At 44.0% G+C, this 16,764-nt stretch carries 14 protein-coding genes; 4 read left to right on the forward strand and 10 right to left on the reverse strand.

Annotation, left to right across the window (positions count from 1 at the left end):
* Nucleotides 1–39: 39 nt before the first annotated feature.
* The 8 genes from JSY38_RS09015 to JSY38_RS09050 all read right to left on the reverse strand — a co-directional run bounded on the left by JSY38_RS09015 (nt 40) and on the right by JSY38_RS09050 (nt 8,904).
* Nucleotides 40–1,149, reverse strand: coding sequence for a TRAP transporter substrate-binding protein (locus tag JSY38_RS09015; RefSeq protein WP_114410453.1), 1,110 nt, complete (start codon nt 1,147–1,149; stop codon nt 40–42).
* A 152-nt stretch (nt 1,150–1,301) separates the two neighbouring features.
* Complete coding sequence (locus tag JSY38_RS09020; protein WP_114410454.1) at nt 1,302–2,414, reverse strand: TRAP transporter substrate-binding protein; 1,113 nt, start codon at nt 2,412–2,414, stop codon at nt 1,302–1,304.
* A gap of 264 nt (nt 2,415–2,678) precedes the next feature.
* Nucleotides 2,679–3,737: an oxidoreductase gene (locus JSY38_RS09025; RefSeq protein WP_205116549.1), complete on the reverse strand. Its 1,059-nt coding sequence runs from the start codon at nt 3,735–3,737 to the stop codon at nt 2,679–2,681.
* A 246-nt stretch (nt 3,738–3,983) separates the two neighbouring features.
* Nucleotides 3,984–4,616: a TIGR00725 family protein gene (locus tag JSY38_RS09030; RefSeq protein WP_114410456.1), complete on the reverse strand. Its 633-nt coding sequence runs from the start codon at nt 4,614–4,616 to the stop codon at nt 3,984–3,986.
* Between the two features lie 173 nt (nt 4,617–4,789).
* Nucleotides 4,790–6,043: an extracellular solute-binding protein gene (locus JSY38_RS09035; RefSeq protein ID WP_114410457.1), complete on the reverse strand. Its 1,254-nt coding sequence runs from the start codon at nt 6,041–6,043 to the stop codon at nt 4,790–4,792.
* Nucleotides 6,044–6,111: 68 nt separating this feature from the next.
* Nucleotides 6,112–6,939, reverse strand: a complete 828-nt coding sequence (locus JSY38_RS09040) for a carbohydrate ABC transporter permease (protein WP_239544483.1) — start codon at nt 6,937–6,939, stop codon at nt 6,112–6,114.
* A complete protein-coding gene (locus JSY38_RS09045) occupies nt 6,936–7,835 on the reverse strand; it encodes a carbohydrate ABC transporter permease (RefSeq protein WP_114410459.1) in 900 nt (299 codons plus the stop codon). Before JSY38_RS09045 ends, JSY38_RS09040 begins: the two co-directional genes overlap by 4 nt.
* A complete protein-coding gene (locus JSY38_RS09050) occupies nt 7,819–8,904 on the reverse strand; it encodes an ABC transporter ATP-binding protein (RefSeq protein WP_205116551.1) in 1,086 nt (361 codons plus the stop codon). The genes JSY38_RS09045 and JSY38_RS09050 overlap by 17 nt, the downstream gene beginning before the upstream one ends.
* Before the next feature lie 431 nt (nt 8,905–9,335).
* On the opposite strand from JSY38_RS09050, the gene JSY38_RS09055 reads away from it, so the two are divergent.
* On the forward strand, nt 9,336–10,112 hold the full coding sequence (locus tag JSY38_RS09055) for a DeoR/GlpR family DNA-binding transcription regulator (RefSeq protein ID WP_181858473.1): 777 nt from the start codon (nt 9,336–9,338) through the stop codon (nt 10,110–10,112).
* Between the two features lie 107 nt (nt 10,113–10,219).
* On the opposite strand, the gene uvrD is transcribed toward JSY38_RS09055, so the two are convergent.
* Nucleotides 10,220–12,433, reverse strand: coding sequence for a DNA helicase II (gene uvrD / locus JSY38_RS09060; protein ID WP_205116553.1), 2,214 nt, complete (start codon nt 12,431–12,433; stop codon nt 10,220–10,222).
* Between the two features lie 186 nt (nt 12,434–12,619).
* On the opposite strand from uvrD, the gene JSY38_RS09065 reads away from it, so the two are divergent.
* From JSY38_RS09065 to JSY38_RS09075, 3 genes are all read left to right on the forward strand, one after another.
* The gene (locus tag JSY38_RS09065; RefSeq protein WP_114410463.1) at nt 12,620–12,814 is read left to right on the forward strand and encodes a PA3496 family putative envelope integrity protein; all 195 of its coding nucleotides are present in this window, start codon (nt 12,620–12,622) and stop codon (nt 12,812–12,814) included.
* Between the two features lie 240 nt (nt 12,815–13,054).
* On the forward strand, nt 13,055–14,251 hold the full coding sequence (locus tag JSY38_RS09070) for an amino acid aminotransferase (protein WP_114410464.1): 1,197 nt from the start codon (nt 13,055–13,057) through the stop codon (nt 14,249–14,251).
* 153 nt (nt 14,252–14,404) lie between these two features.
* Nucleotides 14,405–15,028 (forward strand): DsbA family protein, encoded by a 624-nt coding sequence (locus JSY38_RS09075; RefSeq protein WP_114410465.1) that lies wholly within the window; start codon nt 14,405–14,407, stop codon nt 15,026–15,028.
* A gap of 34 nt (nt 15,029–15,062) precedes the next feature.
* Here the strand turns inward: JSY38_RS09075 and JSY38_RS09080 are convergent, their stop codons facing one another.
* The gene (locus JSY38_RS09080; protein WP_205116555.1) at nt 15,063–16,634 is read right to left on the reverse strand and encodes an aminotransferase class I/II-fold pyridoxal phosphate-dependent enzyme; all 1,572 of its coding nucleotides are present in this window, start codon (nt 16,632–16,634) and stop codon (nt 15,063–15,065) included.
* Nucleotides 16,635–16,764 lie beyond the last annotated feature (130 nt).

A 16,764-nucleotide genomic window follows, 5' to 3' on the forward strand; every position in this document is an offset into this window, starting at 1 on the left:
TATCAACATTAGTGCTTTTAAAATATAAAGCTTAGCGTCTTAATCGTCCGCACGCGCATTAATATAAGCTCGCTCGGACACATCATGCCATTCACTTACTGGAGCCATAAAGTTTTTGAAAGACTCATAAACTTTTTGGCTATTAGGGTCATTAGCCGCGACTTCTTCTAATGTTTCAGCCGACGCTTTCTTAAGTGCTTCCAACAGATCTCGTGGGAACGGCTTAAGAATCACATTATGTTCATTGACCAAGGTTTGCAGTGCATCATTATTGCGCGCGGTAAACTCGTTAATCATGTCTAAGTTAGCCTGTTTAACCGCTGCACGAGCAATAGCTTGTAGATCCTTAGGCAAAGCCGCAAACGCGTCTTTGTTAAAGATAACTTCAACAGCAGAACCTGGTTCATGCCATCCCGGGTAATAGTAGTATTTCGCCGCTTTATACAAGCCAAATGCTAAATCATTATAAGGGCCAACCCATTCGGTTGCGTCAATCGTACCCGTTTGAAGCGCCGTAAATACTTCACTACCCGGTAAGTTGATGGGTGATGCACCGACTTTTTTCAGTACTTCGCCACCTAACCCAGGCATACGCATTTTCAAACCTTTGAAATCCTCTAGGGAATTGATTTCTTTATTGAACCAACCACCCATTTGCACGCCAGCATTACCAGCAACCATAGGGATCAGGTTAAAGGGAGCGTAGATATCCTCCCACAGCTCTAAACCGCCGCCATAGGCAATCCACGCATTAAACTCTTGTGCATTAAAACCAAAAGGGACAGTTGAGAAAAACTGCGCCGCAGCCACCTTCCCTTTCCAGTAATACGCCGAGCCGTGGCCCATTTGTGCCGTGCCACGAGAAACGGCATCAAACACTTCTAATGCAGGTACAAGCTCGCCAGCAGCATAGACTTTAATATCCAAACGCCCGTTAGACATTTCTTTAATATTCTTCGCCAGCGCCTCTGCACCCGTCCCCATTCCTGGGAGGTTCTTCGGCCAAGTTGTCACCATTTTCCAATGAATAACATCCACTTTTTGCTCTGCCTTTGCGGTCCCTTTTTCTTCTGTCCCGCCACAAGCAGCCAATGTTGCTGCCATCAAGCCGACAAGTAAGGCTTGATTCCACTTTTTAATTTTATTCATGCGCTTATCCATTAATGAGTGAATCACACTCAATATTAATGACTTAGCCTAATGAGCTGCATTAGGCTAGCAATATAAAATAAGCCCTACCATCAATGGATAGCAGGGCTTATCAAGATCACTTGTTCTCTATTCTATGAATAAGAAAAGCATTAGTCGGTTGCGCGAGCATTAATAAAGGCACGCTCAGAAATATCATGCCATTCGCTCACAGAGTGTAAGAAGCCGGTAAAAGAGTCATACACTTTTTGGCTCATTGCATCGTTAGCCGCCACTTCTTTAAGTGTTTCGTCTGATGCAACACGCAAAGCTTCCAAAAGATCTTTCGGGAACTTTTTCAAAGTAACATTATGCTCATCAACCAACGTCTGCAAAGCCGCATTGTTACGTGCTGTTAGCTCGTTCAGCATATTCAAGTTAGCTTGCGCAGCTGCAGAGCGAACAATCTCTTGCAAATCTACAGGCAAGGCATTAAAGGCGTCTTTGTTGATCAGCGCTTCAACTGCAGAACCTGGCTCTTGCCAACCTGGGTAATAGTAGTATTTCGCCGCTTTATACAAACCAAAGGCTAAATCGTTGTAAGGGCCAACCCACTCTGTCGCATCAAGAGCACCAGTTTGAAGAGCGGTAAACATCTCGCTACCAGGAAGGTTAACCGTCACAGCACCAACCTTTTTAAGCACTTCGCCACCTAGGCCAGGCATACGCATTTTCAAACCTTGAAAATCCGCTAAAGAATTGATTTCTTTATTAAACCAACCGCCCATTTGCGCACCTGTGTTACCTGCCGCCATAGGGATAATGTTGAATGGAGCATAAACTTCTTCCCACAGCTCTAATCCACCGCCAAATTCAAGCCAAGCGTTAAACTCTTGTGCTGTCATACCAAATGGTACAGACGAAAAAAACTGTACAGCAGGCGCCTTACCTTTCCAGTAATATGCAGAACTATGACCTATTTGCGCAGTACCACGGGAAACAGCATCAAATACTTCCAGTGCTGGAACTAACTCTCCTGCTGAGTAGACCTTAATGTCCAAACGACCATCAGACATTTTTGTAATATTTTTTGCGAATGCTTCAGCACCCGTTCCCAAACCTGGAAAGTTTTTAGGCCAGGCTGTGACCATTTTCCAATGAATGGTTTCTACTTTCTTTTCAACTTTTGCCGTTTCTTCAGCTTTCTCTGATCCACCACAAGCAACCAAAGACACAGCTAGCAAACCAGCGAACGCCAATCTGCCCAATCCCATTAAATTACGCATTATTTTCCCTCAGGAGCTAGATACTTGATAACAATAACTCTGTCTGTGACACAAGAAAGAGATGCCCTACATCAATCAATCTTAGAGACAGGATCAATAATCCACGAATGCTAAAACACCGCTCATTATTGTATTTTTATTATAAAATCAGACAGAAAAATGCCCTTTTGATGCATAAAACATCAAAAAGGCAAAAGATGATAAGAATTGTAAGAACCTTGCTCAACCCTTTTTTGCGATTTCTTTCGACTAAATTGACGAAAGTTAGAAATTCGGCGTATAACCCCAAGACATGCGCTGACCGCTTTCTGCAGATTGCTCCGCCAAACAAATCAAATAAATCAACTGGCAGGCTTGTTCCATAGCAACAGGAGCCTCGCCTTTACCCAGAATGGCATCACGTAACTGGGCATAAAACGCCACATAATCACCTTGTGTTGACGCTTCGTTAATCCTCTCTATATCATCTTGGGAATGCGCCACAAAACGAGTATTGCGCTGCTGTATCGCTTTGGATGGAAAGTCTGCGTCCCAAGGCATTTGACCTGCTCGTAAGGCCTCTTCTTGTGGATCCAACCCCACACATTGCCAACTGCCCTTGGTAAATCTTGCATTGAAACGGCGCATTTCACCTGCCTCAAACGGCGTTGATGCTAAACGCACACGCTTATCGTCATAACCCAACTCCACCTCAAACCAGTCATGGGCTTGGCTACCTTCACGTAGCTTATCGATACTCGCGTGTAACCACTTCGGTGGACCAAATAAACATAACGCCTGATCTAAAATATGCGGGCCTAGATCCCAGAAAATCCCAGTACCAACACCCGGCTCCTCACGCCAGCGAGCTTGAGCGGCAGGACGAAAGCGATCAAAGCGCGAATCCAAATGCTTCAACTCACCTAATTCACCACTTTTGATCAACGCTTTAAGACGCAAAAAATCACCATCAAAACGACGATTTTGATACACGCAAAAGACCAAACTTTTTTGTTTAGCAAGAACACACAATGCTTCTATCTGACTTAGACTGGTCACAGACGGCTTCTCTAACAAAACATGTTTGCCGTTTTCCAATGCCTTTTTTGCTTGATCAAAATGCAACGAATTCGGTGTAGTGATCACCACCAAATCTACATCCGATGCAGCAAACACAGATTCTGCAGACGATACCACCGACACGTCTGGCAACACAGCCCTAACCTCATCTACCTTAGAGCTGCAAACATACGCCATCGTCATGTCAGAATCATTCATCACAAAAGGCGCATGAAACACCCGCCCAGATAAACCAAAACCAATCAAACCAACACGAATAGACATGCCACACTCCTCATCAGCCAAATACTTACAACTCTAAATAGTCTACATCCAATTGAAAAAAATTGCCGTAAATAAAAATCCCCGCAGCAAGCTCTGCGGGGATTTTAGTGAAGCCCCTACAACAGTTGAGATTGCTGCTACTTAGACTTCTCCCTGTCTAGCTGCTTATATAATCGACAGGTTTACATGAAAAAAACTATTAATCTATACTGAATAGGAATGTTGGAAAATACAAATCCTCATAAGTTACAGATGCAACCCAAACCAAGCACGAACGGCAGCATATAATGCATCGTTAACCGTATTGAATTTTACCACTCCTTCAACCTCCGGAGCATCCGACAAAGCTAGAACGCAACGATCAAAGTGCATTCCAAATGCCATTTCAGTTAATGTGCCATAACTTCCACCGATTGCTATCAGCACCGGACAAGTACGACCAATAATAGCATTACGAGCAGGACCTAATCCTGTCACGATAGGGATAGTGATATAAGCATTCGCAGCTGACCAGCACTCATCTGGCAATATACCGATTGTTAATCCGTTAGCATTGAAAGCTCCTCTACTACTGGCTTCCATTACGCCAGTTTTACCACCAGTTAGGAGCGGAAGCCCCATTTCTGCGACAGCACGACCCACCTCCTCGGCAAAGAATAGTTGTTCATCTGTAGCATTTACCTTTGGTCCAATGACTCCAATCGGTAATGAGACCGTCCCCATTTCCAGTGCGAGAAGAATAGCCTTGTGATCTTCTACGTATTCAGCATTGTTAGGGATATCTTCATCACGGATCCATGTTCTGGATTTCGGCTGCCAACATTGGCCAGAGTAATAAATTTTATTGTTGACAGAGTCGTATTTAAATTGGTCGAGCATGAACAGTCCTTGAGATTGTAAGGATATTTACTTCCAAATTTATTAATTTAATATACGTAAGAGCACTTACATTTTTGACGATTACTTTTTATAGCCGAAGACTATTTGTAGCTTAAGAAAGGTGAGAACCTATAGGGGTTGTAAAATTAACGCCTACCGGACTCACCATTTTATTACTTCATACCAAGAAGATCTCGCATGGTTTCAGCCAATCCTTTCATTTCCTTGGATGGATCAGCACCCTCAGTTACTTCAACCAGAGAAGCGCTGACTAATTCAGTAGCAGCAACCCCTTCAGCACCAGGGTAGGCAAACCAAGGGCCGGCATAGTTTGCAATCTGGGTATGTGCAACAAGCGCGTTAGGGTTCTTTTTATAGAAATCACCAAGATATACTTTATCTTCAATCAATATCGAATTGGCTGGCGCGTAACCTGTATTTTCAACAATGATTTTTTGCCCTTCTGGGCTGGTCACAAAAGCCATGTATTTCCATACAGCTTGTTGCTTAACTTTGTCTTTTGCCAACATGACGATAGCAGAGCCTCCGGTAGGGAAATAAACCTTTGATTTATCATCTGAGGCGATAGGAGTAGGCTTAACTGTAAGATTAAACTTGTCACCTGCTCCTTCTGTAAAGCGAGCCTGTAACGATGAACTCTCGAACATTATGCCGAGAGCTCCAGCAGGAAAAGCTTGACGGGCGTCATTTTCCGAATAAGTCTTCATACCAGCTTCTTTAGAGAAACGCTGATAAAGACCAGCCGCAGTAATACCTTGCACGTTATCAAACGTAATATCCGTTTCATCTTTATTCATAGGTCGACCACCATATGAGCCAAGTAACGATTGGAATCGCCAGTCATGAGGGGAAACCCAAATCCCATCAATATTGCTCCCAAGCGCATTTATCTTAGCCGCTAAGTCGATAACACCATCAAAGGTCGTGGGGAAATTATCCATTGAGCCACCCGCCTTTTTAACCAACTCAGGATTAACATACATCACCATCGTAGATGCTGAAGTGGCTAAAGCATATTGTGTATCTTTATAGCGTCCCAGAGATAAAAGCGCAGGCGTGTAGCCCAATAACAAAGGGTCATCTCCAATGAAGCTATCAATTGGCTGAGCCAGTCCGCGGTCTTCTAGCACTCGCCATAAATTAAGCCCCACATATGCAACATCTGGTGCTGTTCCAGCAATGGACTCACGAAGTAGTCGCTGAGAGCCATCACCATAACTCTCTGCTGGACCATCAATAATGACATTTATATCTGGATTCTTATCCATGAATGCCTTGGACAATATCTGTTGCGTGTCCGACCAAATGGTAGGGATCGCGTAATGAACACGAATTTCAGTCTCAGCCGCTTGTACTGATATAACATTAGATAAAGCAATTACAGTCGATAACAGAATTTTTTTCACGTGTGTAACTCCAGTATTTTAAGAAAGACAAGGCACAGTCGTTTCTGGGCCAATTAGACTTACGAACTTCACCCTTTTATCCCCCCAGAAGCGAGACCTTGAATGAATTTGCGTTGCGCCATAAGGAAAAGAATGACTAGTGGTGCTGTGACGATAAATGCAGCGGCCATGAGCGGACCAACGTTGTCACCAGACTCCTCATCACGAAAGTACAAAATACCCCGTGGAGGGGTCGCTAGATTGGGATCCGTTGTGGCAATCATTGGCCAGAACAAATCATTCCAATGAGTTGTCACCGAAAAGATAGCGAAAGCGGTTGCGGCTGGAAGCGCCAAAGGAAAAGCAATACGCCAAACAATGGCTGTTTCACTAAGCCCATCAACCCGCGCAGCATCAAACAAATCAGACGGCAGCTGCGCAAAGAACTGCCGGAAAAGAAAAATGCCAAACGCTGTAGGGATGAAAGGCAAAATCAGAGCCCAATAGGTGTTGAGGATGCCAACTTGAGCAAATCCAAGAAAGATTGGAATCGCCGTCACATGAAAAGGCACCATCAGCGCAATCATAACCAAACCAAAAATCAGCTTACGCGCAAGAAAGCGTCGTTGCGTCAAAGCGTAGGCACACGGTACAGCAAACATCACCTGAAACACTAATATGCCAAGTACGACCACCGTACCATTCCACAGAAATAACGGGATATTGGTTTCCGTCAGAGCAAAGATAAAGTTGCTCCATTCTAGACGTGAAGGCAAAAGCTGTATTGAGGTCGAAAAAATCTCGTCACGTGGCTTAAAAGCCAGAGACAACATCCACACAAAAGGTAATAGAATCACGGCGGCACCGGCCACCAAAAAGCTTGACGAAATAATGCGGTTAATAAAAGTTGGTTTCATTTGTAGTGCACTCGCTTTTCAATGACCCAAAACTGCAACAAGGTTAACATCAACAAAAAAGCGAAAAACACCATGGTAATCGCACTGGCATAACCAGCCTTGAAATAGACAAAACCCTCGCGATATAACGCATAAACAAGTGTATCGGAGGCAAAAGCAGGGCCGCCTCGAGTCATGGTAGCAACTGTTTCAAATACACGAAATGCATTGGTTGCCGTAATTACCATAACGAACAAGGTTGTGGGCCCCAACATTGGCCAAGTAACAGTCCAAAAGCGCGACCAGCTACTGCCAGCTCCATCTACTTCGGCAGCGTCATACAGCTCAGATGGGATAGCAGCGAGACCAGCCAAAAACAGGATCATGTTGTAACCAACGCTGCTCCAGACACCTATCATAGACAAGGTATAAAGCACCAAACCACGATCACTCAGCCAATTATGAGGCTCAGCACCAAAAGCAACTAATACCTGATTAATAAGACCAAGTGACGGATGCAACAGCATTTGCCATGCGACTGACATAGCCACTAGTGTGGATGCTATTGGCAAAAAGTAGACCGTTTTCAACACATTGGAAAACCTTGGCGCCCAGCTTCCCATGCGAAATAAGCCCATCGCTACAAGTAGCCCAAAGCCAACCGAAAACGGAATAACAACGGCAACATAGATGAGTGTATTGGTAATCGCACGACGCCCAATACTCGAAGAAAACAGTTTTATATAATTATCTAACCAACTCCAATTGAACGTCTTAGCACCAAATTGGTAATCCGTGAAAGACAAAACGGCAACAATCGCAACGGGCAGAAAAATAAAAAGAACCATAGCAAGCGTGGCGGGGCCAACCAGCCAGAGATTCGTCAGGGTCTGACGTTTTTCAAGTGACAGCTTCATGTTTGACCCCCGACTTACGCTTTCCCGTTACTGCATCGAATAAATGCACACGCTGGGGCTCGTAAGCAAGGCGTATATCACTGCCAATCGTCGGTACAATATAGTCGCCCGGCGCTATCGCACGGAATTCGGTGCCTCGTCTGCTACGTAAACTCAGCATGATCTCGGAACCCAGATACTCAGAAGCTTCTAACTTGGCAGACAATGAACCTGCTGTGTTAGGAGTAAGATCTTCTGGACGAAGGCCGACAATTGAGTCTCCGGCATTAATACCATCACCTGGTTCAAGAAAATTAATCGCGTTATGACCAATAAATGCCGCAACATCACGGTGTACAGGACGCTCATACAGGTCACGCGGTGAACCAGCCTGAGCAACCTGACCCCCTATCATCACTACAATCTGATCAGCCATTGCCATTGCTTCAGTCTGATCATGCGTGACATACACAAAGGCTTTACCAGTAAGACGATGCAGCGAGCTAATTTCACTTCGCATGCGAATTCGAAGCCGTGCATCAAGATTGGAAAGCGGTTCATCTAACAGAAACAGTGCAGGGTCACGTACCAATGCTCGCCCAAGAGCAACACGTTGTTTTTGTCCGCCTGAAAGTGAGCCAGGTTTTCGATCTAATAACTCCTCTAATCCCAACGACTTCGCTGCATCTACGACTTTGTTCATGATCGTACGACGAGCCTCCGTCGCACCGGGTACAAAGGAGCCAAGGAGCGGCATACGACCCAAATTGGATAAATGGCGCATGGTAAGAGGTAGCGCAATATTCTGAGCAACGGTCAAATGCGGATAGAGGGCATACGACTGGAACACCATCGCAACATTACGCTCATAGGCATTTTGGCCCCTCACATCACGACCATTAAGCAGCACTTCACCTGAAGTAGGCCGGTCAAGACCAGCCATGATCCGTAAGCTGGTGGATTTACCGCAGCCTGATGCTCCAAGTAACGCAGTAAAGCTCCCTTGCTCAACCTTTATTGACACATGATCAAGTACGGTATTGGAGTCAAAACAACGTGTAACATCACGTAATTCCATAATAGAAGACATTCTTAGATCGAACCATTTTTGTAAATTAGATTACAAATATAGACTTTAAAAATGTCACTTTAATTACATTTATAGAATATTATCACTATAATTAATAAATTTTTATAAGTGCTATCCAAGTAAGGTAAAACTCATGGTAGCCTTGTTAAAGGCTATCTCTACAGCCATATCAGTAGTATGTTCATTTACTCTATACAGTGCATATATTAATTCCACTACGATTACCTTAAGCCATCAAACTTTTTGACATAGTTAGAAAACGACGCGTTTAAATTAACAGTATACGGACATTCGGTAAGAGTTTTACAATTACTCCGTCCAGACTTATTAATTCTAAAAATGTAAGAATGATTACATTTTGTATTTTGTAAATCACCAAGTCACCAAGAAAATATTTTTTGACTCGAAAAGTAATGAGCGGAAGTTTAAAAATGACAACAGAGCAACTAAATAAAAGACAGAAAGAGGCACTTTCAGTTATAGAAGAAAGTGGTTTCGTTACGATTGAAGCTCTCGCATCCATGTTTGAGGTATCTCAACAAACAGTCAGAAGAGACATCATTCTGATGGATAATCTGCACTTAGTAGAGAGATTCCATGGGGGAGCAGGAACGCTATCATCTTCTAAGAGGTCAGGCTATATACAGAAACAAATAGTTAACACCTCTGGAAAAATAGCAATAGGTCATACTCTTTCATTAGTTATACCATTGAAAGCAGACATCTATCTTGATTTTGGCACAACAGTAGAAACAGCATCTTTAATCGCAGTAAAAGGTAAAACTCTCAACATACACACTTCGTCATGCGCTACCGCAATGAGCTTTCAGAAGTCAGGCAATGAAAATATTTATGTCATTGGCGGAAAAATAAGTGGTAAAGATGGTTCATTAACAGGGTCTCAAACTACTGAACAACTAGACAAAATGCGTTTTGATTACGCCTTAATAGGGTGCTCAGCAATCGAAACTGATGGGTCTATTCTGGATTTTGACGCTAATAAAATAGCCATGAAAAAACTTGCCATGAAGAGAGCAAAACGGAAGATTCTACTGGTTGACAGCACTAAATTTGGGAAAACATCTAGAGAATGCTTTGCCCAAATTTCAGATTTTGATTTGATAATAATCGATCAACAGCCTCACCACTCTTTTAATCCTGCACTTGAACAAGCTAAAGAGATAAGAATGGAATCGCCTCCTGATTAACATAACTCAAAAAATGAGTTAGAGACTTATACCAACATCCAAAGCCGATACAAATATTCTCTTACTCATTATCACTTTAACCAAGGACTAACTAAGTTAAACCAAAGCTACAAAACTTCCAATTTAGCAAACGACAACACGAGCCATTTGGTGCCTTCATCGTCGAAGTTAACCTGAACGCGGGCTTGCGGGCCTTGGCCTTCATAGTTGATCACTAAGCCTTCACCAAACACCGGATGATTCACTCGATCGCCCATGTTTACCGTGACTTCTGGCTCTTTGTAATTGTTCAAGGTGCGGCTGTTTTGTAGTTTGTTCTTTTCAAAGTTGTAATCAGGACGTTGCAAAGACACAGGACGGCTGACTTGTGAGCGAAGACGTACTTCTTCCAAGCATTCCTGCGGTAACTCTTTGATAAAGCGCGAAGGGCTGTTAAACGATTCACTACCAAACAAACGACGCGATTCCGCGTAGGTGATGTAAAGCTTTTCCATCGCCCGAGTAATACCCACATAGCAAAGTCGACGTTCTTCTTCGAGACGACCCGGCTCTTCAAAAGACATCTTGCTTGGAAAAACGTTTTCTTCCACGCCCGTTAAGAATACCAGTGGAAACTCCAGTCCTTTCGCCGAATGTAATGTCATCAACTGCACTGCATCTTGGTACTCGTCCGCTTGCGCATCGCCCGCGTCCAATACCGCTTTGTCCAAGAACGCCATCAACGGAGAACTAAACTCTTCGTCCTCGTCGCTCCAGCTGAATCCGCCAGCCGCACCAACCAACTCCTTTAAGTTTTCGATTCGCGCTTCGCCTTTCTCGCCTTTTTCTTTTTCATGGAAAGGAATCAAGCCTGCTTCTTCAATAATTTGTTCAAAAATATCGTTCAAGTTCAAATCGGGTTGCTGAACGGTCGTGCTCAAGCCTTCGATTAGATGTAAAAATGCTTTAATGGCATTCGTTGCTCGCGCTGTCATTAAGGACTGACGTACCACTTCCTGCGCGGCTTGCCACATAGAACAGCCATTATCTCGTGCAATTTCACGCAAGGTACCAATACTGCGTTCACCAATACCACGAGGCGGTACGTTGATAACTCGTTCCATCGCGCCATCGTCATTCGGATCCAATGCCAAACGGGCATAAGCCAAAGCATTTTTGATCTCAAGACGATCGTAGAACCTGTGTCCACCATAAATTCGATAAGCAATCTGTTCCCTAACAAGGCATTCCTCAATAACTCGAGACTGAGCATTAGAGCGATACAAAATCGCCATGTCCGTCAGAGACGTTCCCTTGTCACGCCATTGTTTGATAATGCCAAGAATAAAGCGCGCTTCGTCTTGTTCGTTAAATCCCGCATAGAGAGAAATTGGATCGCCTTCACCGCTGTCGGTCCAAAGCTCTTTCCCTAGGCGATCATCATTGTGTTTGATCAAGCCGTTGGCGGCGTTCAAAATATGACCAGTTGAGCGATAGTTTTGCTCCAATCGGATGGTGCCAACGTCTTTAAAATCTTTGGTGAAGTTTTGAATATTTTCAATTTTCGCGCCACGCCAGCCGTAAATTGACTGGTCATCATCGCCCACGGCGGTAATCGTGCCTTCACTGCCGACCATGATACGTAACCACGCGTATTGAATGGTGTTGGTATCTTGAAACTCGTCCACCAGCACATGACGAAAACGATCTTGATAATGACGCAATAACGCTGGCGTGCTGAGCATCAGCTCATGAGCACGAAGCAGCAATTCGCCGAAGTCCAATAATCCACCACGTTCACAAGCTTCTTCATAATGGTAATACAGCTCACGCATGCCTTTGGAAAAAGGATCATGACTGTCTGGCACATGGGCTGCTCGGCGGCCTTCGTCTTTTTGCGCGTTAATAAACCAAGACACTTGCTTAGGCGGCCAGCGCGTGTCGTCGATATTGAGTTCACGCATAATGCGTTTGATTAATCGTAATTGGTCGTCACTGTCCATTATCTGGAAGTTTTCTTTTAGTCCCGCATCGCGCCAATGGGCGCGCAATAAACGATGCGCTAAACCGTGAAAAGTACCAACCCACATACCTTGAGGAGGCACTCCCACCAGTTGTTCTATACGACCTTGCATCTCACGAGCCGCTTTGTTGGTAAAAGTCACTGCCATCAGGCTGTAAGGCGACAGTTCATAAGCATGCATTAACCATGCAATACGGTGCACTAAGACTCGGGTTTTACCTGATCCCGCCCCCGCCAGAACAAGGCTATTCTGTAAAGGTGCGGCAACGGCTTCACGCTGCTTGTCATTCAGTGAATCGAGGATAAAAGAAACGTCCATTGCATTCCGCCATGATTAATTAATAAATTTGTCATAAAAAACACGTAAAAATAGGTTGATTTTTGATCGATTTGAGTTTTTTATTAACTTGAAAAATATGTTGTCTGTCTATTTTGACTTTTTTTAACAGTCGATGACAGTGATCTGTGTATTTCAATGTCGTCGAACGTCCAAAAGGGTATAACGATGAGCGATTTTGCTGAAACATTAACTGAAGTAAAAACCGACATAATGCATGCTTCCATTAGTTTGGAGAACGAAACAAAAGAACGGAATCAAAAGGAAGACGCAGCGCGTATGTTAAAAGCCAGACGTGCAATTGAACAGCATTTAGAAGAAAAACGTCTGCATCAGGATATCTCAAACGGTTGGGACGATTAATTTCACCCTACTGATCTGAGGTACTAGGCAAACAAATCAGACCTAACATCAGGTTAGGTCTAGACGGTTTATTCTCTCAAAAAAACCAATCGTCTTTTTTGCGACCAATTCGTACGCTAATTCCTTCCCCTTTTACTCCAACTTATGGCGGTCAGCCACGTCTTGGAGTACCATACAGTCTGATTTTTATATCTTCTAATCCATAATAAAAAAAGACAATAACCCTTTTGGGGAGTTACCATGTTTGAACATATCCAAGCTGCTCCTGCAGACCCAATTCTTGGTCTAAATGACGCTTACAAAAATGATTCCAATCCCGATAAGATCAACTTGGGCGTTGGCGTATACAAAGACGAACAAGGCAATACACCAATTTTGAAGGCCGTCAAACAAGCCGAGGAACGCTTGTTGGCTCGAGAAACAACCAAAAGTTACCTCAGTATCGAAGGCGCACCCGCTTATCGATCTGCCGTGCAAGCGCTTTTATTTGGTAAAGATCACCCTATTATTACCAAGCAACTTGCTCAAACAGCCCACACTCCTGGCGGCACAGGCGCATTACGCGTTGCAGCAGAATTTATTAAGAAACATTTACCAGAAGCCACAATTTGGGTCAGTAACCCAACTTGGGCAAACCACCAGTCTGTTTTCCAATCAGTCGGCTTAGAAGTCGGCAGCTACGCGTATTATGATGCCGACAGCAAATCCTTAGACTTTGAAGCCATGCTTGCCAGCCTGTCTCAAGTACCTGAAGGCGATGTAGTTCTGTTTCATGGTTGCTGTCACAACCCAACTGGCATAGATCCAACACCAGAACAGTGGTACCAGCTTGCTAAGCTTTGTAGCAAGCAAGGCTTCTTGCCATTGTTTGATTTCGCATACCAAGGTTTTGGTCAAGGCTTGCAAGAAGACGCTCAAGGCCTGCGTACTTTCTTAGAGCACGTTCCTGAGATGCTAATTGCAAGCTCATTTTCTAAAAACTTCGGTTTGTACAACGAACGTGTTGGCGCTCTTACTATTCTGTGTGAAACCACAGAGCAAGCAGAAGCTACCTTTACACAAGTAAAACGCTGTATTCGTACCAACTACTCCAACCCACCATCCCATGGCTCTGCTGTCGTTGCTGAAATCCTTAATGATGCAGAACTGTTCGCATTGTGGGAGAGCGAAGTCAAAGCCATGCGTACTCGTATTCACGAAATGCGCAGCTTGTTTGTAAATACCTTAAGAATCAAAGGCGTTAGCCAAGATTTCTCGTTCATTTCGCAGCAACAAGGCATGTTCTCTTTTTCTGGCCTTACCCCTGATCAAGTGGCTCAGCTGCGTAAAGAGTTCGGTATTTATATTGTTGGATCAGGACGCATCAGTGTTGCAGGTATGACTCACGACAACATGGAACCTTTATGTAATGCGATTGCGGCTATTTTAAAAGGCTAATTTCTTATTACTACACATGAAACATGTGCTCATTAAAAACGGCTTCAATTCACCTTGTGGCCGTTTTTTTATGCCTCCAATGTCTACTAGTTGTGTAATAGCCGAAAAGCCTGCTACTTTAGACGCCTCGTTTTTTTCGATAGAGATTTTTCAATGACTGCCACACTTATTTATTGCTATGACCCTATGTGCAGTTGGTGTTGGGGTTTTCGACCTACCTGGACCAAGCTACAAAAAGCCTTGCAACCGTTAATCGATCAAGATCAATTAACCATTCAACCTATGCTTGGCGGTCTTGCTGTTGATTCAGATATTGCCATGTCAGATGACATGAAGCTCAAGCTAGAAGCTACGTGGAAAAACATTCAAGCCACTCTCGGCAGCGACTTTAATTTTGATTTTTGGCGAACCACAACGCCTCGCCGTTCAACTTATCCAGCCTGCCGAGCGTGTTATGCGGCACGAGATACTGGATTAGAAGAAGAGATGTATCACGCTATCCAAGAAGCGTATTATCTGAATGCTAAAAACCCGTCGGACCTGGACACGCTTATTAAGTGCGCTGAGCACATAGGCATGAACCCAGAAGGCTTCCAAAAAAACATGCAACACATTAAGAATGAACGCTTGTTAGAAGAAGAAATAGAACAAGCAAGACACCTTGGCTTGAACTCCTTTCCTTCTTTAGCTTTATTGATAGGCGATAAGCTGACACAAATTCCGCTAGACTACAAAGATCACAACAATATGCTAAAAAGCATAAAAAAGGCGCTTTAAAAGCGCCTTTTTAAATTGTCTCTCTTAACAACGATTAACCAAAATCATGGTTAATCAAATCCAACATTGGGTTATAAAGTGGCTCGCTTGTTGTATGACGAGACTTTTTCTCTTCTTTCTCAGGCTGTGCTAAGTCGCTTTCTATTACGTCGACAAGTTCTTCCGTTTTTTGGTTTTCGGCAACAGATTCAGTCTCTGTTTGTTCATAGTCCTCAGGGGACTCTTCACTCATTGCCTCTTTAACTGGCTCAGCCTCAGACTCAACTTCATCATCCGTCAAATGATCCGCCAAGGCTTTTGCTAATGGCTCCACATCATCCAAGGTGACATTGACCGCCAACCAGTTACTCGCATCCGCTTCATGGCTCACTAAAGCACCAGGCACAATAGCATGTCGAAAGCTGGCTAATAATGCCGTCATACTGGAAACCTCTAATGGTTTCGACAAACGCATCCAAAGTGACATACCACCTTTGCTGGCAGCAAAGCTGACTTTCTCGCCAAGTCGCGCTTCCAAATGCGCTTTAACACGTTCCGAATTAGCCCAAACATCTCGAGCACGTCTGGTTAATGAACGTTTGCTATTTGGCTGTAATGCATCACTTAGTGCCGCTTGCTGGGCATTGCTCAACGCCATGTCTGCGCCTAAAAAGGCCCCTTCCAACAAAGCTTGATGCTTACCTGGCAAACACCAGCTTGCCGAACGGTCTACGCCTTTTGATTCCACACCGCCGATGTAAACAATATGATCAGACGAGTCCAATGATTTATAGGTCATCATGGAGCCAGCGCGATACGCCAAATGAGAACATAAGTCCCACTCAATCACTGGTAACTTGGTTTCTTCGATAATTGCCAACCAACGACGTAAACTTAAATTACTCACCAACTGACCCGTAGGGAATGAGAACTGCCCAGGTAATACAATCAGACGAATGGATTTATCGCGCAAACAACGGATAGCTAAGTCTAAATCAACGCCACGCTCACCTGCTGTCAGGGTTATTACTTGTCGCCCTAAGCTCTGCAAGGTGGTGGTAATTCTAGGGTCGCAAGGTGTTAACACCAACACGTTATCACCACGTTGAGTCAGTGTTTGCACGGTTTGAGTAAACATAGCTAAAGGCGAATACCCTAGCCAAAGGTGAGAAGCATGCGCTTTGATACCCAGCCCTTTTAAATGCTCACTAACGGCTTCACGAGCCGCTAAATGGCCTTTTCCTAGTACTGGGAGATGATCTTCTTCTTGGCGTGATACAGAGTTTAAGAACGCTTCGCTTTGATCCACCAAAGCACCACGATGCGCAAGACACGACCAAGCAGGTTTGGTACCATCATTGGTTAACTCTCGTAGCGAATCACCTGCCAGTAACAAAGCTGGTTTTGTCTCACTGCGGTGACAAACAAAATAGCCCGATTTAGGACGAGATTCGATCCAACCATCTTCGCTTAATAACTCATAGCCATGAATGACCGTATTTAAACTAAGGCTCAACTGTTTCGATAAAGCTCGCAAGGATGGCATTTTATCACCGGGCACTATGGCCTCTTGCGACATCTGATCCAAAAACCAATCCACCACACCTTTATATAAAAAATCCGCCACCGTTTTGTACCTTTTCTAGTTTGTCATCTAGTATCTGTTCTCAATCATTATAGCTGTCTTTAAAAAACGCAAGTAAAAGCCCAATAATTCACGATTTTGATGGGGGTTAAGGTACAATTTCATCAATTTA

Origin of the sequence: Marinomonas foliarum (genome assembly GCF_016906065.1) — a bacterium.
Lineage (GTDB): Bacteria > Pseudomonadota > Gammaproteobacteria > Pseudomonadales > Marinomonadaceae > Marinomonas > Marinomonas foliarum.

Excerpts from the sequence above, each read along its gene's own strand:
- uvrD (WP_205116553.1), bottom strand. The coding sequence starts at position 12,433 with ATGGACGTTTCTTTTATCCTCGATTCACTGAATGACAAGCAGCGTGAA.
- JSY38_RS09070 (WP_114410464.1), top strand. The coding sequence starts at position 13,055 with ATGTTTGAACATATCCAAGCTGCTCCTGCAGACCCAATTCTTGGTCTA.
- JSY38_RS09065 (WP_114410463.1), top strand. The coding sequence starts at position 12,620 with ATGAGCGATTTTGCTGAAACATTAACTGAAGTAAAAACCGACATAATG.
- JSY38_RS09055 (WP_181858473.1), top strand. The coding sequence starts at position 9,336 with ATGACAACAGAGCAACTAAATAAAAGACAGAAAGAGGCACTTTCAGTT.
- JSY38_RS09015 (WP_114410453.1), bottom strand. The coding sequence starts at position 1,149 with ATGAATAAAATTAAAAAGTGGAATCAAGCCTTACTTGTCGGCTTGATG.
- JSY38_RS09030 (WP_114410456.1), bottom strand. The coding sequence starts at position 4,616 with ATGCTCGACCAATTTAAATACGACTCTGTCAACAATAAAATTTATTAC.
- JSY38_RS09020 (WP_114410454.1), bottom strand. The coding sequence starts at position 2,414 with ATGCGTAATTTAATGGGATTGGGCAGATTGGCGTTCGCTGGTTTGCTA.
- JSY38_RS09040 (WP_239544483.1), bottom strand. The coding sequence starts at position 6,939 with ATGAAACCAACTTTTATTAACCGCATTATTTCGTCAAGCTTTTTGGTG.
- JSY38_RS09045 (WP_114410459.1), bottom strand. The coding sequence starts at position 7,835 with ATGAAGCTGTCACTTGAAAAACGTCAGACCCTGACGAATCTCTGGCTG.
- JSY38_RS09075 (WP_114410465.1), top strand. The coding sequence starts at position 14,405 with ATGACTGCCACACTTATTTATTGCTATGACCCTATGTGCAGTTGGTGT.
- JSY38_RS09025 (WP_205116549.1), bottom strand. The coding sequence starts at position 3,737 with ATGTCTATTCGTGTTGGTTTGATTGGTTTTGGTTTATCTGGGCGGGTG.
- JSY38_RS09050 (WP_205116551.1), bottom strand. The coding sequence starts at position 8,904 with ATGTCTTCTATTATGGAATTACGTGATGTTACACGTTGTTTTGACTCC.